The sequence below is a fragment of the Isoptericola sp. NPDC019693 genome (genome assembly GCF_044389085.1).
Classification (GTDB): Bacteria; Actinomycetota; Actinomycetes; order Actinomycetales; family Cellulomonadaceae; genus Isoptericola.
Window position 1 is genome coordinate 110,545 of the sequence record NZ_JBIRXP010000005.1, and the last position, 17,474, is coordinate 128,018.

At 75.1% G+C, this 17,474-nt stretch carries 13 protein-coding genes; 7 read left to right on the forward strand and 6 right to left on the reverse strand.

Going from position 1 to position 17,474, the window contains the following annotated elements:
• The first annotated feature begins 13 nt into the window (after positions 1-13).
• Both ACH436_RS15650 and ACH436_RS15655 read left to right on the forward strand, forming a co-directional pair.
• Positions 14-592: a YbjN domain-containing protein gene (locus tag ACH436_RS15650; protein WP_430561125.1), complete on the forward strand. Its 579-nt coding sequence runs from the start codon at positions 14-16 to the stop codon at positions 590-592.
• Positions 589-1,185, forward strand: a complete 597-nt coding sequence (locus ACH436_RS15655) for a YbjN domain-containing protein (RefSeq protein WP_430561126.1) — start codon at positions 589-591, stop codon at positions 1,183-1,185. The genes ACH436_RS15650 and ACH436_RS15655 overlap by 4 nt, the downstream gene beginning before the upstream one ends.
• 22 nt (positions 1,186-1,207) lie before the next feature.
• Here the strand turns inward: ACH436_RS15655 and miaB are convergent, their stop codons facing one another.
• Entirely contained in the window at positions 1,208-2,860 is a 1,653-nt protein-coding gene (gene miaB, locus ACH436_RS15660) for a tRNA (N6-isopentenyl adenosine(37)-C2)-methylthiotransferase MiaB (RefSeq protein ID WP_430561127.1), read from the reverse strand.
• Positions 2,861-3,095: 235 nt separating this feature from the next.
• On the opposite strand from miaB, the gene ACH436_RS15665 reads away from it, so the two are divergent.
• The 4 genes from ACH436_RS15665 (at position 3,096) to ACH436_RS15680 (ending at position 6,617) form a co-directional block, all read left to right on the forward strand.
• Positions 3,096-3,890, forward strand: a complete 795-nt coding sequence (locus ACH436_RS15665; RefSeq protein WP_430561128.1) for an amino acid ABC transporter ATP-binding protein — start codon at positions 3,096-3,098, stop codon at positions 3,888-3,890.
• Positions 3,891-4,020: 130 nt separating this feature from the next.
• The gene (locus ACH436_RS15670) at positions 4,021-4,884 is read left to right on the forward strand and encodes a glutamate ABC transporter substrate-binding protein (protein WP_430561129.1); all 864 of its coding nucleotides are present in this window, start codon (positions 4,021-4,023) and stop codon (positions 4,882-4,884) included.
• A 117-nt stretch (positions 4,885-5,001) separates the two neighbouring features.
• The gene (locus ACH436_RS15675; protein WP_430561130.1) at positions 5,002-5,691 is read left to right on the forward strand and encodes an amino acid ABC transporter permease; all 690 of its coding nucleotides are present in this window, start codon (positions 5,002-5,004) and stop codon (positions 5,689-5,691) included.
• Positions 5,688-6,617, forward strand: a complete 930-nt coding sequence (locus ACH436_RS15680) for an amino acid ABC transporter permease (RefSeq protein ID WP_430561131.1) — start codon at positions 5,688-5,690, stop codon at positions 6,615-6,617. Before ACH436_RS15675 ends, ACH436_RS15680 begins: the two co-directional genes overlap by 4 nt.
• Before the next feature lie 209 nt (positions 6,618-6,826).
• Here the strand turns inward: ACH436_RS15680 and ACH436_RS15685 are convergent, their stop codons facing one another.
• From ACH436_RS15685 to ACH436_RS15705, 5 genes are all read right to left on the reverse strand, one after another.
• A complete protein-coding gene (locus tag ACH436_RS15685) occupies positions 6,827-7,504 on the reverse strand; it encodes a regulatory protein RecX (protein ID WP_430561132.1) in 678 nt (225 codons plus the stop codon).
• Positions 7,505-7,640: 136 nt separating this feature from the next.
• Positions 7,641-8,762, reverse strand: coding sequence for a recombinase RecA (gene recA, locus ACH436_RS15690; RefSeq protein WP_430561133.1), 1,122 nt, complete (start codon positions 8,760-8,762; stop codon positions 7,641-7,643).
• Between the two features lie 158 nt (positions 8,763-8,920).
• Positions 8,921-9,877: an MBL fold metallo-hydrolase gene (locus ACH436_RS15695; RefSeq protein ID WP_430561134.1), complete on the reverse strand. Its 957-nt coding sequence runs from the start codon at positions 9,875-9,877 to the stop codon at positions 8,921-8,923.
• Positions 9,874-11,955, reverse strand: coding sequence for an alkaline phosphatase family protein (locus tag ACH436_RS15700; RefSeq protein ID WP_430561135.1), 2,082 nt, complete (start codon positions 11,953-11,955; stop codon positions 9,874-9,876). The genes ACH436_RS15695 and ACH436_RS15700 overlap by 4 nt, the downstream gene beginning before the upstream one ends.
• 102 nt (positions 11,956-12,057) lie before the next feature.
• Entirely contained in the window at positions 12,058-12,291 is a 234-nt protein-coding gene (locus ACH436_RS15705; protein ID WP_430561136.1) for a DUF3046 domain-containing protein, read from the reverse strand.
• A 101-nt stretch (positions 12,292-12,392) separates the two neighbouring features.
• Here ACH436_RS15705 and ACH436_RS15710 point away from each other — a divergent pair, with 101 nt between their 5' ends.
• Complete coding sequence (locus ACH436_RS15710) at positions 12,393-17,471, forward strand: DEAD/DEAH box helicase (protein ID WP_430561137.1); 5,079 nt, start codon at positions 12,393-12,395, stop codon at positions 17,469-17,471.
• The last annotated feature ends 3 nt before the right edge of the window (positions 17,472-17,474 follow it).

Genomic DNA, 17,474 nt, shown 5'->3' on the forward strand with positions numbered 1-17,474 from the left:
GTAGCGTGGACGGGTGAGGTTCTTCGGTTCACGCCGGGCAAGCAAGATCCGGCCGACCTCCGTCGGCCGGGAGGACGGGCTCGTGGGCGACCACCTGCGGGACGACGAGCTCCACGACCGGATCGAGGGTCTGCTCGCCGACCACGTCGGCGCCGACGACGCGCTGGCCCCGCTGTCGCGCGACCGGGTCACGGACTGGCTGGAGAGGTCCGGCTTCTCCTACTTCGTCGACTCGGACGACGACGTCGGCGGGCTGTGGCACGGCTGGTTGTTCTACTTCCTCGTGCTGGGTGAACGGTCCGAGGTGCTCCAGGTCCGCGGCCAGTGGCACCGTGACCTGAGCATCGACCGCCTCGGCGAGATCCTCGAGGTCTGCAACGAGTGGAACGCCGAGCGGATCTGGCCCAAGACGTACGTGCGCGTGCGGGACGACGGCTCCGTCGTCGTCTGCGCGGAGGTCACGGTGGACGTCGGGGGCGCGGTGGGCGAGGCGCAGCTCGACCAGCTGCTGCAGTGCGGCCTCAGCACGGGGTCCATGTTCTTCGAGCACCTCGACACCACCTTCCGCGACCCCCTGCGGGACGCGTCGTGAGCGCTCCGGACCGGCCCGCCGGCGTCGGCCGCCGGCTGCTCGGCGGCGTCCGCCGGGCCGCGGACGCGGTCGGCCGCGCCGTCCAGGAGGCCGTGCAGGACGCGGGCGCGCGCGTCGCCGCCCGCGCGGAAAGGGCGCCCGCGCGCGCACGGGGCGCCACGCCGCGGGCGCTGTCGCGCGCCCGCGTCGCGGACGACCTGACCCGCCGGGGCTACCGGTTCCGCACCGACGGCGACGGCGACGTCACGGGCACCTGGGACGGCAACCGGTTCTGGTTCCTGCTGCTCGGCGACCACGACGAGATCCTGCAGGTGCGCGGCCGCTGGGCCGGCACCGTGCCCGAGGGGGCCCGGCTGGCGGTGCTGCAGGCCGTGAACGACTGGAACCGCGAGCGGGTGTGGCCCAAGGTGTACACCCGGCCGGAGGGCGACGGGCTCGCGCTCTACGCCGAGGTGTCCGTGGACTTCGAGCACGGCGCGACGGACGAGCAGCTCGCCGCCACCGTGTCGTGCGGTCTCGTCACGTCGTCGCAGTTCTTCAGCACCGTGGGCGCGATGACCCCGGGTGGGCCCGGGCTCGACGACCCGTCCTGAGCCGTCGCGGACGGGCCGGCGGTCAGCCCCGCAGCGACGGCATGCCGAGCACGACCGGGCCGGCCGACGGGGCGCCGCCGTGGGCGTGCTCGTCCTCGCCCCCGCCCAGGCGGGCGGTCTCCCGCTGCGCCCACGCGTCGCCCGAGCGGGTCCGGCGCACCGCGTACGCGCCGCCGTCGAGCACGGCGTCCGCGACGAGGAAGTGCGGTGCCGAGCGCGTGACCCCGACCGTCACGACGTCGCCCGGGCGCGGCAGGCGCGGGTCGAGGGCGGCGATGTCGGCGAGGCGCGGGTCGTCGAGGGACGCCGGGGCGCCCCCGAGTCCCGCGGCACCGGCGGCGACGTCGTCGAGCAGGTCGGTGGGCAGCGCGAGGTGCACGAGGCGGTTGTCGGGGGCACGGCCCGAGAGCCGGTGGGTGGCGCCGTCCTTCTTGCCGGCCCCCTCGGAGACGAGCACGTCGAGCGTCCGGCCGACCTGGCGGGCGGCCTCCTCGCCGGCGATGCGCTCCTGCAGGGCCATCAGCCGCTCGAACCGCTCCTGGACGACCTCCTTGGGCAGCTGCTCGTCCATGGTGGCGGCCGGGGTGCCGGGGCGCGGCGAGTACTGGAACATGAACGCGGAACTGAACCGCGAGGCCTCCACCACGCGCAGCGTCTCGCGGAAGTCCTCCTCGGTCTCGCCCGGGAAGCCGACGATGATGTCGGTCGTGATCGCGGCGTCCGGCATGGCGGCGCGCACGCGGTCGAGGATGCCGAGGAACTTCGCCGACCGGTACGAGCGCCGCATCGCGCGCAGCACCCGGTCCGAGCCGGACTGCAGGGGCATGTGCAGGCTCGGCATGACGTTGGGCGTCTCGGCCATCGCCGCGATGACGTCGTCGGTGAAGGCCGCGGGGTGCGGCGAGGTGAAGCGCACCCGCTCGAGCCCCTCGATGGTGCCGCAGGCGCGCAGCAGCTTCGCGAAGGCCCCGCGGTCGCCGAACTCGACGCCGTAGCTGTTGACGTTCTGGCCCAGCAGGGTCACCTCGACCGCCCCGGCCGCCACGAGCGCCTCGACCTCGGCCAGGACCTCCCCGGGCCGGCGGTCGCGCTCCTTGCCGCGCAGGTGCGGCACGATGCAGAAGGTGCAGGTGTTGTTGCAGCCGACCGAGATCGACACCCAGCCGGCGTAGACCGACTCGCGTCGCGTGGGCAGCGTGGAGGGGAAGACCTGCAGCGACTCCGCGATCTCCACCTGCGCCTCGGCGTTGTGCCGGGCCCGCTCCAGGAGGACCGGCAGCGCGTCGAGGTTGTGCGTGCCGAAGACGACGTCGACCCACGGCGCCTTGGAGACGATCTCGCCGCGGTCCTTCTGCGCCAGGCAGCCCCCGACCGCGATCTGCATCCCGGGTCGCTCCGCCTTGATCCCGGCGAGCTGACCGAGGTTGCCGTAGAGCCTCGTCGCGGCGTTCTCGCGCACGGCGCACGTGTTGATCACGACGACGTCGGCGCGGCTCGCCGCCTCGTCCTCGGCGGGTGCGCGCGTGTAGCCGGCCTGCTCGAGCATGCCGGCCATGTGCTCCGAGTCGTGCACGTTCATCTGGCAGCCCAGGGTGCGCACGAGATAGGTGCGCTGGCTGGACGGCTCCTCCGTGGGACGGGCCGTCACGACGGGGCTCTGCGTGGTACTGGACATCGCATCTAGGGTACGGTGCCGGACGGCCGGGCCCCGACGAGGCGACCCCACCCCATCGCTCGACAGCACCGCTGACGACGTCACCCTGCGACGTCCGAGGCACGACGCGCGAGACGCGCGGTCGCCGCCGCCGGGACTCGGACCACGCGCACGGCGTGTGCACTGTTACTGAACCGTTGCGGAACCGGAGAACCCGGTGCTGGTCGCGGAAACACCGAGTGGATAGGTTCGAGAGATGGATCACGGCGAAGCGACCACGACGACCGACCCTGCCGAGGCGTCGTCCTCCCTCGGGGCCCCGCTCGTCGAGCTGAAGAACGTCAACAAGCACTTCGGCGACCTGCACGTGCTGCAGGACATCGACCTCACCGTCCGCAAGGGCGAGGTGCTCGTCGTCATCGGACCGTCGGGGTCCGGCAAGTCGACCCTGTGCCGGGCGATCAACCGGCTCGAGACCATCGACTCCGGCGAGATCCTCATCGACGGCCAGCCCCTGCCCGAGGAGGGCAAGGCCCTCGCGAAGCTGCGGGCGGACGTGGGCATGGTGTTCCAGGCGTTCAACCTCTTCGCGCACAAGACGATCCTGGAGAACGTCACGCTCGGGCCGGTCAAGGTCCGGCGGGAGCGCTCGAGCGCCGCCAAGGAGCGCGCCCTCCAGCTGCTCGACCGGGTCGGCGTGAAGAACCAGGCCCAGAAGATGCCCGCCCAGCTCTCCGGCGGGCAGCAGCAGCGCGTCGCGATCGCCCGGGCGCTCGCGATGAAGCCCAAGGTGATGCTCTTCGACGAGCCCACCTCGGCGCTCGACCCGGAGATGATCAACGAGGTCCTGGACGTCATGGTCGCCCTCGCCAAGGAGGGCATGACGATGATCGTCGTCACCCACGAGATGGGCTTCGCCCGCAAGGCCGCGAACCGCGTCGTCTTCATGGCGGACGGCCAGATCGTCGAGGAGGCCACCCCCGAGGAGTTCTTCACCGCGCCGAAGAGCGACCGGGCCAAGGACTTCCTGTCCAAGATCCTCTCCCACTGACCGCACCTCCGACCGACCCCACCCACGACCACCCCACGCACAGGGCGGGAACCCCCGCCGGCCGCGCGGACCGGGACCTGACATCGGCGTCCCCGGCCCGCCCGGGCGACCACAACGAAGGGTAAGAACGATGCGCACACGACACGCAGGGGCCGCCGCGCTCGCCGCACTGACCGCTCTCACGCTCGCCGCCTGCGGCAGCAGCGAGGTCGGCGGGGGCGGTGGTGGCGGCGGTGAGGAGACCGGCGGCGCCGGGGGCGGCGACTCCATCAAGATCGGCATCAAGTTCGACCAGCCGGGCCTGGGCTACCAGGACGGCAGCGAGTACACCGGGTTCGACACCGACGTCGCCCGCTACGTGGCGGACAAGCTCGGCTACTCCGAGGACCAGATCGAGTGGGTCGAGGCCCCGTCCGCCAACCGCGAGACCATGCTGCAGACCGGCCAGGTCGACATGATCTTCGCGACCTACTCCATCACCGACGAGCGCAAGGAGCAGGTCGCGTTCGCCGGCCCGTACTTCATCGCCGGGCAGGACCTCCTCGTCGCGCAGGACAACACCGACATCACCGGCCCCCAGGACCTCGAGGGCAAGAACCTCTGCTCGGTGACCGGCTCCACGTCGGCGCAGCGCATCAAGGACGAGTACGCCGAGGGCGTCCAGCTGGTCGAGCGCCCCGGCTACGCCGAGTGCGTCACCGCGCTCACGGCCGGCCAGGTCGACGCCGTGACGACGGACGACATCATCCTCGCCGGCCTCGCCGCGCAGCCCGCCAACAAGGGCAAGGTGAAGGTCGTCGGCGCCCCGTTCTCCGAGGAGAACTACGGCGTCGGCCTCCCGCAGGACAACGAGACCTGCGAGGACATCAACGCGGCCATCACGGAGATGATCGACGACGGGTCGTGGGAGGAGGCCGTGACCTCGAACACCGAGGGCACCGGCTACACGCCGAACGCGGACCTCAACCCGCCGACGCCGGACGCGTGCGCCTGACGTCCGACCGTCCGGGCAGATCGTGGGGAGCGGTGCTTCCGCACCGCTCCCCTCGTTCGTCCACCACTCGCCCGTCCACCGCGGCTCCTGCCGCATCCCCCGGGAGGCTGACACACCGTGGGTGACTTCCTGTCCCAGTTCGGCGCGCTGTTCGCCGAGTACCCCGTCGCGAGCGCGTTCTGGGTCAACATCCAGCTGACGTTCTGGGCCGCGATCTTCTCGCTGATCCTCGGCACCGTGCTCGCGCTCATGCGGATCTCGCCCATCGCGAGCCTGCAGTGGGCCGGCGCGGCCTACGTGAACATCCTGCGCAACACGCCGCTGACCGTCATCATGACGTTCCTGTTCCTGGCGGTCTGGACGCAGCTGCAGATCACGCTGTCCGACGACTTCACGCAGAACTTCTTCCGCTTCGGCGTGATCGGCCTGTCGGTCTACCACGCGGCGTTCGTGTGCGAGGCGATCCGCTCCGGTGTGAACACCGTGCCCCTGGGCCAGGCGGAGGCGGCCCGCGCGATCGGGCTGTCCTTCCTGCCCGCGGCGCGCCTGATCATCCTGCCGCAGGCGTTCCGCGGCGCCGTCGCGCCGCTGGGCAACACGCTCATCGCCCTGCTGAAGAACTCCACGGTCGCGGTCGCGGTGAGCGTCTCGACGGAGACCTCGACGCTGATGCGGGAGATGATCGAGAGCAACGCGAACTTCATCTACGCGATCTTCATGATCTTCGCGATCGGCTTCGCGGTCCTCGTGATCCCCATCGGCCTGCTCACCACCTATCTCTCGAACCGACTGGCGGTGCGCCGATGAGCTCTCAGCAGTCCGTCCTCTTCGACGCCCCCGGGCCGCGGGCCCGGCGGTGGATCGTCCTCGGCAACGTCGTGGGTGCGCTGGTGGTGCTCGGCGTCGCCGCTCTGGTGGTGGCCGAGCTCGCCCGCAAGGGCCAGTTCGCCGCCGCCCTGTGGGAGCCGGTGTTCACGTCGAGCGCCTGGCAGAACTACTTCATCCCGGGCCTGCAGAACACCCTGCGGGCCGCGGCGTTCGCCATCGTCGGGGCCGTGATCTTCGGTCTCGTCCTCGGTTCCGGGCGTCTGGCCAGGTCGCGGACCGTCCGGTGGATCAGCGGCGTGGTCGTGGAGTTCTTCCGCGCCGTCCCCGTGCTGCTCATGATGATCTTCTTCTGGCTGCTCTTCGGGTTCAACCAGATCGGCAGCGAGCCGGCGTTCCTCGCCGTGGTGGTGGCTCTCGTCCTCTACAACGGCTCGGTCATCGCCGAGCTGGTGCGCGCCGGCGTGGGCAACCTGCCGAAGGGACAGTCGGAGGCCGGCCTCGCCGTGGGGCTCACCGGCGCGCAGGTGCTGCGCTCGATCCAGCTGCCGCAGGCCCTCATCGCCATGCTGCCGGCCCTCGTGTCCCAGCTGGTGGTGGTCCTCAAGGACACCGCCCTGGGCCAGATCATCACGTACAACGAGCTGCTGCGTGCCGCGCAGATCTTCGGCAACGGCAACAGCAACAACCTGCAGACGCTGACCGTCGCGGCCGTGGTCTTCATCGTCATCAACTGGGCGCTGACCGCCGTGGCCCGCTGGCTGTCCCGGTACCTCAGCGGCCGGACCTCCGGTCAGACGGCGGCCGGTCCGGGCATCGGCAACCCCGTCGCGATCGCGGGGAAGGGCCCCGGCGCGCCGCCGGTCACCGCCGGCGATCCCGGCGGAGCAGGCGGTATCGCTACCTGACCCGCACGGTCGTGACGGAGGGCTCCGGACGACGTCGTCGTCCGGAGCCCTTCGTGCGTCCCGCGAGCTCTCAAGGGGTCCTCAGGCATGGGTCGTCAGGCATGGGTCGTCAGGCGTGCCAGGCACTGGTCCGCGCCGAGCCGTCCGCGTCGAGCCGTGCGTGCCGAGCGGCATACCGGACCGTCGGGCCGTGACCCCCTGCGCGGAGGTCAGTCGAGCACGCCGGGTTCGTCGTCGACGGCGAAGTCGTCGTCGAGGTCGCTCTCGCCCTCCTCCGCCAGGGCGTCGCGGACGGCGCCGAGGGAGACGCCCGGCGCGTAGCCCTTGCGCCCGAGCGCTCCGACGGCGCGGCGGACGCGGACGTCGCGGTCCAGCCCCCGCGTGCGGGCCACGTGCTTGCGCGCGAGCGCCATGGCGGCGGATCGCTCGTCCTCGGGGTCCACCTGCTCCAGCGCGTCCGCGGCGGTGTCCTCGGCGATGCCGCGGCGGCGCAGCTCCATCGCCAGCGCGCGGCGCGACAGCCCGCGCTCGGCGTGCCGCGTGCGCACGAGCATGTCCGCGTACGCGGCGTCGTCGACCAGACCCACCTCGTCGAACCGGTCCAGCACGGGACCCACGACGACCTCGGGATAGCCCTTGCGAGCGAGCGACTGCTCGAGCTCTGCTCGGCTCTTCGGCGCGGCCGTGAGGATCCGCAGCAACGTCTCGCGCGCCTTCTCCGTCGCGTCCTCGACGGACAGCTCCCCGGCCTCGAGCCGCTCCGCGACGGTGCGGCGCGGCTGTCGCGCACGCGGCGTCCCGCCGTCCTCGGCCCCGTCCCGCGGGCCTCCCTCCGGCCCGGTGGCAGCCCTTGAGGAGCCCGGACGGCGGCCGCGACGCTTCCCCACGCCGCGACCGCCCGAGGCAGTATCCCCCGTCGTCACTCGATCCCTCCCCTGGCGACTCCGGGCAGGGCGCCGGCCGGCGGGTGAGGACCCGCCGAGGTGACGCCGGACCCGTCCGCGCCCCTCAGGGCGACGCCCGTCAGAACGGCGCCTTCTTGCCCTTGGCACCCGCCTTGGCAGCGGCCGGCGCCGGGTCGACCGTCAGGCCGGTGGCGGAGCCCGCGGCATCCGCAGCGGGGGCCTCCGCCGCCGGGGCGTCGAGCTTGGCCCCGACCCCCAGCTTCTCCTTGATCCGCTTCTCGATCTCGTTCGCCAGGTCGGGGTTGTCGCGCAGGAAGGCACGGGCGTTCTCCTTGCCCTGCCCGAGCTGGTCGCCCTCGTAGGTGAACCACGAGCCCGACTTGCGCACGAACCCGTGCTCGACGCCCATGTCGATGAGCCCGCCCTCGCGGGAGATGCCCACGCCGTAGAGGATGTCGAACTCCGCCTGCTTGAACGGCGGAGCCATCTTGTTCTTGACGACCTTGACGCGAGTGCGGTTACCGACCGGCTCCGTGCCCTCCTTGAGGGTCTCGATGCGGCGGATGTCCATGCGCACCGAGGCGTAGAACTTCAGGGCCTTGCCACCGGTGGTGGTCTCGGGCGAGCCGAAGAAGACACCGATCTTCTCGCGGAGCTGGTTGATGAAGATCGCCGTGGTGCCCGACGCGCTCAGCGCACCGGTGATCTTGCGCAGCGCCTGCGACATCAGGCGGGCCTGGAGGCCGACGTGGCTGTCGCCCATCTCGCCCTCGATCTCGGCCTTCGGCACCAGCGCCGCGACCGAGTCGATGACGATGATGTCCAGGGCGCCGGAGCGGATCAGCATGTCCGTGATCTCCAGGGCCTGCTCACCGGTGTCCGGCTGCGAGACCAGCAGCGCGTCGGTGTCGACGCCGAGCTTCTTGGCGTACTCCGGGTCCAGGGCGTGCTCGGCGTCGACGAACGCCGCGATGCCGCCGGCCCGCTGGGCGCTGGCCACGGCGTGCAGCGCGACCGTGGTCTTGCCGGAGGACTCGGGGCCGTAGATCTCGACGACCCGGCCCCGCGGGAGCCCGCCGATGCCGAGGGCCACGTCGAGCGCGATCGAGCCGGTGGGGATGACCTCGACGGGCGCACGACCCTCGTCGCCGAGGCGCATGACCGAGCCCTTGCCGAAGCTGCGGTCGATCTGGGCGAGCGCGGCCTCGAGTGCCTTCTCGCGGTCTGCCGTTGCGGGCATGTCGGTCACCTTTGCGTTCTGGGCGCGGCGGCTGCGCGCCTGCGTTCGTGGCTGCGTGCTCATGTTGTCGTCGACCGTACGTGCCGCCACCGACACGGTCGGCGCGGCCCGTCGCGGCTGTGGAGGACGACGTCCGAGGACCCTCCTGGGGACAGACTCTACCCGAACACGTGTTCGAGGCCGTCCTCATCCCCGGGAGTGTCGCCGGGCGTGTCGCGCCATGTCCCGCCCGGCCGCAGGACCACCACGCGCACGTCGGGGGCCACCCGTCGGCAGGCCGCCGCGAAGGCGTCGCCGGCGTGGTCCATCCACCCGCGCGGGACGTGCTCCCCGCCCGGGACGTGCAGCGTGCCCCAGTGCACCGGGACCGCCACCCGCGGCCGCACCTGCGCGCACACCTCGGCGGCGCCGCGCGGACCGAGATGGCCGCCCGAGAGCCGTGGCCCCCAGCCGGACACGGGCACCAGCGCCACGTCCACCCGCCCGCCGGCCAGCTCCCGCACCCGCGCCAGGCCCGGGTGGTGCTCGGTGTCGCCCACCGCCCACACCGTGGCGCCGCGCCCGCGCACGAGGTGCCCGCTCGCGGCGTTCGGGCGGTGCGGCATCGGCCGGTCGCCGTGCACCGCGGTCGTCAGTCGCACCTGCACGCCCGCCACGTCGTGCCAGCCGTCGTCCCCGCCGTCGTGCGGTACCGCGTGGCGGGCCGCGTCATGGCTAGCCGGGTGGTGGTCGGCCGGGTGGTGGTCGGCCGGGTGGTGGCCAGCCGGCGGCGGGTCGAGCCCGACGCCGCGCAGCCCCTTGCCGCGCAGCCACCGCGCGTTGGCGCGGGCGGTCAGCACCGGCACGTCACCGAGCAGCCGCAGCGAGCCCAGCTCGGCGTGGTCGTGGTGCAGGTGCGAGAGCAGGGCGGCGTCCGCCCCCTGCCAGGCCTCGGCGGGCGGGCGGGCGCCGCGGCGTCGCAGGAGACCGGCGTGCCGCCGCAGCAGCGGGTCGGTGACGAGCCGGGCCGTCCCCCCGTCGGCGCGCGGGACGTCGAGCACGACGGTCGAGTGCCCGAGCCAGGTCACCCGCAGCCCCGACCCCTCGGCGGGGGCGCCCCCGGTCGTCCCCGTCACGTCCGCTCCCGCAGGCCCAGGCCGGCGAGCCAGGCCACGAGCCGCCGGTGCACGGCCTCGGCGCCCACCAGCACGCGCGCGCCGTCCACGTCCTCGCGCTCGTCGTCGGGCACCACGAGGTCGGCCGGGTGCAGCAGCAGCGCCTCGCTCTGCGCGCCGCCGAGCCCGCCGTGCGAGCCCACCAGCCCCTCGAACGCGTGCACGCGGCCCATCGGGCCGACGGCGGACACGACGACGAGGTCGCCCGCGTCCTCCAGCCCGGCGACGCGCAGCAGGTCGGCCCTGGCCCGCGACCCGTAGGCCGCCAGCGGGTCCCGGCCGGTGACCCGCCCGGTCGCCAGGTCGTGCGACCCCAGCCGTCCCCGCGCCACGGGACCCTGCGCGCCGTGCACGACGACGCACCCCACGGCGGGCGACTCCAGCAGCCCCGGCACGAGGGCGGGCCACCGCACCGCGACGTCCGCGGCGGACAGGCGGCGCGGCTCGCGGCAGAACCAGACCATCCCCAGGTTGCCCGAACCGATCACCTCGACCTCGGGCAGGGACGACCGCCGGGTGTCGCGATCCGGACCGACCAGGAGCCGTCCCGCGCCGTCCCCGTCCTTGCGCAACGCGTGCAGCGCCGTGTTCGCGGGCCCCCACGCCTCGCCGTCCGGGTGCTCCCCGCGCGCCGGCGCGGGCAGCGCCATGAGCCGGTGCACCTCGTCGGAGAGCGACCGTCCGACGACCTGCTCGAAGGTCGCGCCGAGGGACTGTCCGTGGTCCGAGACGACGACGGTGCGGTAGCGGCGCGGCGCGCCGCGCGCGATCTCCTCCCACAGCCCGACGACGCGGTCGAGGCCCTCCAGCGCGCGCAGCGACTCCGGGCGCAGCGGGCCGGCGTGGTGCGCGATCTCGTCGTAGTCGACGAGGTCCACGCACACCACGGGAGCGCCGCGCACGAGCTGCTCCGCCACGAGCGAGGTGTTGAGGTCGCGCAGCAGGACGTTCGTCACCGCCCGCAGCACCGGGTACCAGCCGCGCCGGGGCACCCGGGGGCGGACCCCGCGCACCACCTGCTGCCAGCCCTGGTACACCTCCTTGAGCGCCTCGCCGACCGTCCCGACCAGGGCCCGCACGAGCACGAACGGGCTGGCGAAGAAGCGGACGAACAGCTGGCCCGGCCCCAGCCCCTCGGTGGCGCGGCTCATCACGAGCAGGCTGGTCGGCGCGTCGCCGGAGAACATCGTCGACACCGCCACGCCGCCGTCGGCGAGCAGGCCCCGGCCGTCGGAGGCCGACCGCTCCACCTCCGCGGCGTCCGCGGGACGGTTCGTCACCACGAGGCGCCCGAGCCGACGCGACCACCACCGGAACGCCGGCACGGCGTCGGTCGTGCCGTGCAGGAGGCCGAGGGTGCTCGCCGGGGTGGTGCACGGCACGCGCGCCCACCACGACTCCAGCCGGTGGCTGCCCGAGCCCAGCCAGCGCTCCATCGTGGGCACGAGCCCCGCCTCCAGCGCATGCTCGAGCGTGGGCCGTGCCACGCCGTCGAGCAGGACGACGAGCACGCCCGGGGGCCGGTCGTCGGAGCCACCGTCGGCGCTACCGTCGGCGCCAGCGTCGTCGGTGCCGGCCTCGCCGACGGCCGCACGGCGCGGCAGTCCCGCACGACGGCGGGCCCGGCGCAGCAGGTCCCCCACGACGTACGCGTTGTCGCGCGCACCGACCACCCAGTGCCCGCACGCCATCACCACCCCGGCGACGAGCAGCACCGCGAGCACGTCCGCCCACGAGCCGCTCGTCACCCCCGGGAGGAACGTCAGCGCGGCCCCGACGACCAGCACCTGCGCGGCGAGCCCGAGCACGAGCGCCACCACCGCTCCCCCGGCCCGCGCGAGGCGACGCAGCGGGGCCCGCAGGAGGGCGTCACCGAGCCCGACCACGAGTGCCACGAGCAGCACGTCCCACGGGGACGCCACGCGCACACCGGAGACCAGGACGATCGCGACCCCGAGCCCCGCCGCCGTGGCGGTCAGGGACCAGAGCGCCGCCCGGGCGTCGGCCACCGTGACGAGCGGAGGTCGGTGGCGGCGCATGGCGCCATGATGCCGCGCGAACCCGACGACGGCGCGGGCGGCGTCGCCCGTGGTGCCGCCGTCGGTGGCGCGGTCGCGGCCGCCGCAGGAGGAGACCGTGCGTCAGCGCGCGGGCGGCGCCTGGCGTCGGTCGTCGCGGCCCCACCGCTGCGGCTCGGGGACGTCGAGCGCGTCGCACAGCGCGTGCCACACGTCCCGCGGGTCGAGACCGGCCTCGAGCGCCTCCGCGGGCGTGCGGCCGTCGAGGCGCGGCAGCACCTGCTCGCGCACGAGGGCACGCCCGTAGGCGGGCCCGAAGACCTCGTCGACCAGCTCGGCGAACTCGCGATAGCGCACGCCCCCAGCCTCGCACGGCCCGGCGGATGGTCGGCGCGCCGGCCGGCGCGGAGGTCCGCCTCGCCCTGCGGGCTGTCGGTGCCGCCTGCCAGGATGACGAGGTGGTCGTCCCCCCGTCCGGCACTCCTGCCGCCCCCGCCGTCGGGCACGACGACGTGCTCGCGCGCTTCGGTCCTGCCACGCGCGCGTGGTTCGCCGGGGCGTTCGCCGCGCCGACGGCGGCCCAGACCGGGGCGTGGGACGCGATCAGCTCCGACCGGCACGCGCTCGTCGTCGCGCCGACCGGTTCCGGCAAGACGCTCGCGGCGTTCCTCTGGGCGATCGACCGGCTCGCGACCGAGCCGCCGCCGGAGCGCGCGCGCCGCTGCCGGGTGCTGTACGTGTCCCCGCTCAAGGCGCTCGCCGCGGACGTGCAGCGCAACCTGCGCTCGCCCCTCGCCGGCATCCGCCAGGCCGCCGCCCGCGACGGGCTGACCGTCGAGGACGTCACGGTCGGCGCCCGCACGGGTGACACCCCCGCCTCCGAGCGCCGCGCGTTCGCGACCCGCCCGCCGGACGTGCTGGTCACCACCCCGGAGTCGCTGTTCCTGGTCCTCACCTCGCAGGCGCGCGCGGGGCTGGCGGGCGTCCAGACCGTCGTCCTGGACGAGATCCACGCGGTCGCGGGCACCAAGCGCGGCGCCCACCTGGCGCTGAGCCTCGAGCGCCTCGACAGGCTGCTCGACCGGCCGGCGCAGCGGATCGGCCTGTCCGCCACGGTGCGCCCCGTGGAGACGGTGGCCGAGTTCCTCGCGGGGCACCGCACCCCGGAGGACGGCGGGCGCGAGGTCGTCGTCGTGCAGCCGCAGGCCACCAAGCAGTGGGCGATCGACGTCGTCGTCCCCGTGCCCGACCTCGCGGACCTGGACTCCGCCGGGGTCCCCGACCCCGGCGCCCCGGAACAGGGGCCGCCCCCGACCGCGCCCGCGCCGCTCGGCGACAAGCCCGGCGACGGACCGGGCGCCGGGCTCGGCGACGAGGAGCTGGACCTCACCGGCGGCGCGACCTCGCCGCTGCGGCGCGCCTCCGTGTGGCCCCACGTGGAGGAACGGGTCGTGGACCTGGTCGCCGACCATCGCTCGACGCTCGTCTTCACCAACTCCCGGCGGGGCGCCGAGCGGCTCACCGCCCGGATGAACGAGATCTGGACCGAGCGCTCGGGGGTCGACCTCCCGGCGGCGGGCACGCAGTGGCCGGCGCAGACCCAGGGCCAGTCGGGCGCCTCGGTGGGCCTCCCGGACGGCGACGGCGCGCCCGTGCTCGCCCGCGCCCACCACGGGTCGATGAGCCGCGTCGAGCGCACCCGCACCGAGTCGGACCTCAAGGCGGGCCGCCTGCCGGCCGTGGTCGCCACGTCGTCCCTCGAGCTGGGCATCGACATGGGCGCCGTCGACCTCGTGGTGCAGGTCGGGGCGCCGCCGTCCGTCGCGAGCGGCCTGCAGCGCATCGGGCGGGCCGGCCACCAGGTGGGCGCCGTCTCGCACGGCGTGGTCTTCCCGACCTTCCGCGGCGACCTGGTCCCGGCCACCGTGGTGGCGCAACGGATGCGCGCGGGCGAGATCGAGCACCTGCACGTGCCGGCCAACCCGCTCGACGTGCTCGCCCAGCAGGTCGTCGCGGCGCTCGCGACGGACGACTGGCAGGCCGACGACCTCCTCGCCGCGTTCCGCCGGGCGCACCCCTTCCGCTCCCTCGGCGACGCGACCTGGCGGGCGGTGCTCGACATGCTCGCCGGCCGCTACCCCAGCGAGGAGTTCGCCGAGCTGCGCGCAAGGATCGTCTGGGACCGCGCCACCGGCCGCCTCTCGGGGCGGCCCGGCGCCCTCCGGCTCGCGGCGACGAGCGGGGGCACCATCCCCGACCGCGGGCTGTACGGCGTCTACCTCGCCGCGGAGGCACCGACCTCGGGGGCGCCGGCGGACGGCGGCGGCACGATCGGCGGCACGGGCGACCGGCCCCGCGGCGGCAAGCGCGTCGGCGAGCTGGACGAGGAGATGGTCTACGAGTCGCGCGTCGGCGACACCTTCACCCTCGGCTCGTCGACCTGGCGCATCGAGGAGATCACGCCCGACCGCGTGCTGGTCACGCCCGCGCCCGGGCTCCCGGGACGCCTCCCGTTCTGGAAGGGCGACTCCCCCGGCCGGCCCGCCGAGCTGGGCCGCGCCGTCGGCGCGTTCGTCCGGGAGACGGACGCCCTGCTGGCCGACGACGAGGAACGCGGCACCGCGCGCGGCCGGGACGTGCTGCGCGACGCCGGGCTCGACACGTGGGCGGCGGACAACCTCGCCGCCTACCTGGGCGAGCAGCGCCGGGCGACCGGGCGGCTGCCGGACGACCGCACCGTCGTCGTCGAACGGTTCCGCGACGAGCTGGGCGACTGGCGCGTGGTGATCCACTCGCCGTTCGGGGCGCCGGTGCACGCGCCGTGGGCGCTGGTCGTCGCCGCGCGCCTGCGAGCCCGGTACGGCACCGACGTCGCCGCCATGCACGCCGACGACGGGATCGTGCTGCGGCTGCCCGACGCCGGCGACTCCGGCTGGGACCTCGGCGGACCCGGGTGGGGCGCAGACGGCGCCGCCGGCCACGGCGACGCGCCGGCGGTCACGGTCGAGGACCTCCTCGTCGACCCGGACGAGGTGCTCGACGCCGTGCGCGACGAGCTCGGCGGCTCGGTGATGTTCGCCGCCCGCTTCCGCGAGGCCGCGGCGCGGGCGCTGCTCCTGCCCCGCCGTCGCCCGGACCGCCGCCAGCCCCTGTGGCAGCAGCGGCAGCGGGCGTCGCAGCTGCTCCAGGTCGCGTCGCAGTTCCCGGACTTCCCGATCATGCTCGAGGCGGCCCGCGAGTGCCTGCGCGACGACTTCGACGTCGCCGCGCTCACCGACCTCATGCGCGACCTGCAGGGCGGGCGGGTGCGGCTGGTCGAGGTCACCACGTCCACGCCGTCCCCCTTCGCGCAGGCGCTGCTGTTCGGCTACACCGCGCAGTTCCTGTACGACGGCGACGCGCCGCTCGCGGAGCGCCGCGCGGCCGCGCTGTCGCTCGACCCGGACCTGCTCACGGAGCTGCTCGGCGAGCAGGGCGCCACCCCGCTCGCCGACCTCCTGGACCCCGGCGCGGTGGAGCGGACCGAGGCCGAGCTGCAGGCCCTCGCGCCCGACCGGCAGGCCCGCGACGCCGAGGCGCTGTGGGACGTGCTGCGCCGCACCGGGCCGCACCCGCTCGCCGCGCTGCGCGCCCGCACCCGCGCGGAGTCCCGCGACCTGGTCGACGGCTGGCTGACCGGCCTGGAGGGCGCCCGTCGGGTCATCCGGGTCCGCCTGGGCGGGGGCGGCGCCGGGGAGGACGTCGAGCAGTGGGCCGTGGTCGAGGACGCCGGCCGGCTGCGCGACGCCCTCGGCGTCGCGCTGCCCGTCGGGGTCCCGGAGACGTTCACCGAGCCGGTGCCCGACCCCCTGGGCGACCTGGTGCGCCGGCACGCCCGCACGCACGGGCCGTTCCCGGCCGCGGACGTGGCCCGCCGGTTCGGTCTGGGCATCGCTGTGGCGACGCAGGTGCTGTCGCGGCTGGAGGGGGCCGGCGCGGTGGCGCGCGGGGCGCTGCGCCCGTCGTCGTTGGGCGGCACGGGCGACGAGTGGTGCGACCCGGAGGTGCTGCGCACCCTGCGGCGCCGGTCGCTCGCCGCGCTGCGCGCCGAGGTGGAGCCCGTGGAGCCGGAGTCGCTCGGGGTGTTCCTCCCGCGCTGGCACGGGATCGGGGTGCGGGTCGGCGGCGCTGGCTCCGGCGGAGGGTCGCTGCGGGGCGCGGACGGGGTGCTGCGCGCGGTGGAGCAGCTCTCGGGGGCGGCGGTACCGGCGTCGGCGCTCGAGACGCTGGTGCTGCCCGCCCGCGTGTCCGACTACTCCCCCGCCGTGCTCGACGAGCTCACCACCGCCGGCGAGGTGCTGTGGTGCGGCCACGGCCGGCTCCCCGGCTCCGGCGGCGGGGACGGCATGGTGAGCCTGCACCTCGCAGACGGCGCGCCGCTCACGCTGCGCGACCCGGACCCGGTGGACGAGGGCGGGCCCCTGGACACGGACCTCCACCGGGCGGTGCTCGACCTGCTCACCGGCTCGGGCGGGTACTTCCTGCCCCGGCTCGCGGAGCTCGCGGACGCGGGCCAGGCCGCCACCCTCGACGCGCTGTGGGACCTGGTCTGGGCGGGCTGGGTGACGAACGACCGGCTGGGCCCGCTGCGCGAGTCCCTCGGTGGGTCGGCGCGGCGCGGGTCCGCTCACGGCGGCGGCGCGCACCGTGCCCCCGCGGCGCCGGCACGGGCCCGTCCGGTGCGCCCGTCCCGTTTCGGGCTCGTGCGACCTGCCGCGTCGACCGCGGCACCCCGGACGGGCGGCGGCCGCTGGTCCGCGCTGCCCGCCGTGGAGCAGGACCCGACCGTCCGCGCGCACGCGCTCACCCAGGTGCTGCTGGAGCGGCACGGCGTCCTGACGCGCGCGGCGGCGCCCGCGGAGGGCGTGACCTCCCGCTTCCGCGACGTCTACCGGGTGCTCCGCGTGCTCGAGGAGCGCGGCGCGGCACGACGCGGGTACTTCGTCGAAGGGCTGGGCGGCTCCCAGTTCGCGCTGCCCGGCGCCGTGGACCAGCTGCGCACCGACGCGGCCGACCGCGCCCGTGCCCGGGACGCGCTCGTCGAGGGGGGTGCCACGGGCGCCGGCGGGCCCGGCCGGGTCGAGCCGGGCGCCGTCCTCCTCGCGGCGACCGACCCCGCCAACCCCTACGGGGCCGCCGTCGCCTGGCCGCGCGTACCCGCGTCCGGTGCCGCGGACGACGCCGCGGGGTCGCACCGCCCGGGGCGCAAGGCCGGGGCCGTCGTCGTGCTCGTCGACGGCGAGCTGACCCTGTTCGTCGAGCGCGGGGGCCGCACGGTGCTGTCGTTCGGTCGCGGCGACGCGGGCGACGCTCCCCGCCTCGCGGCGGCGGCCCGGCTGCTGGTGACCGCCACGCGCGCCGACCGGCTGGGGCGCGTCACGGTGCAGCGTGTCGACGGCGTCCCCGCGCTCACCGCCGCCCGCGACCGGATCCCGGCCGCGGCGGCCCTGCTCGACGCAGGCTTCGGCGTGACGCCGCGCGGCCTGCGCCCGGCCTAGGTC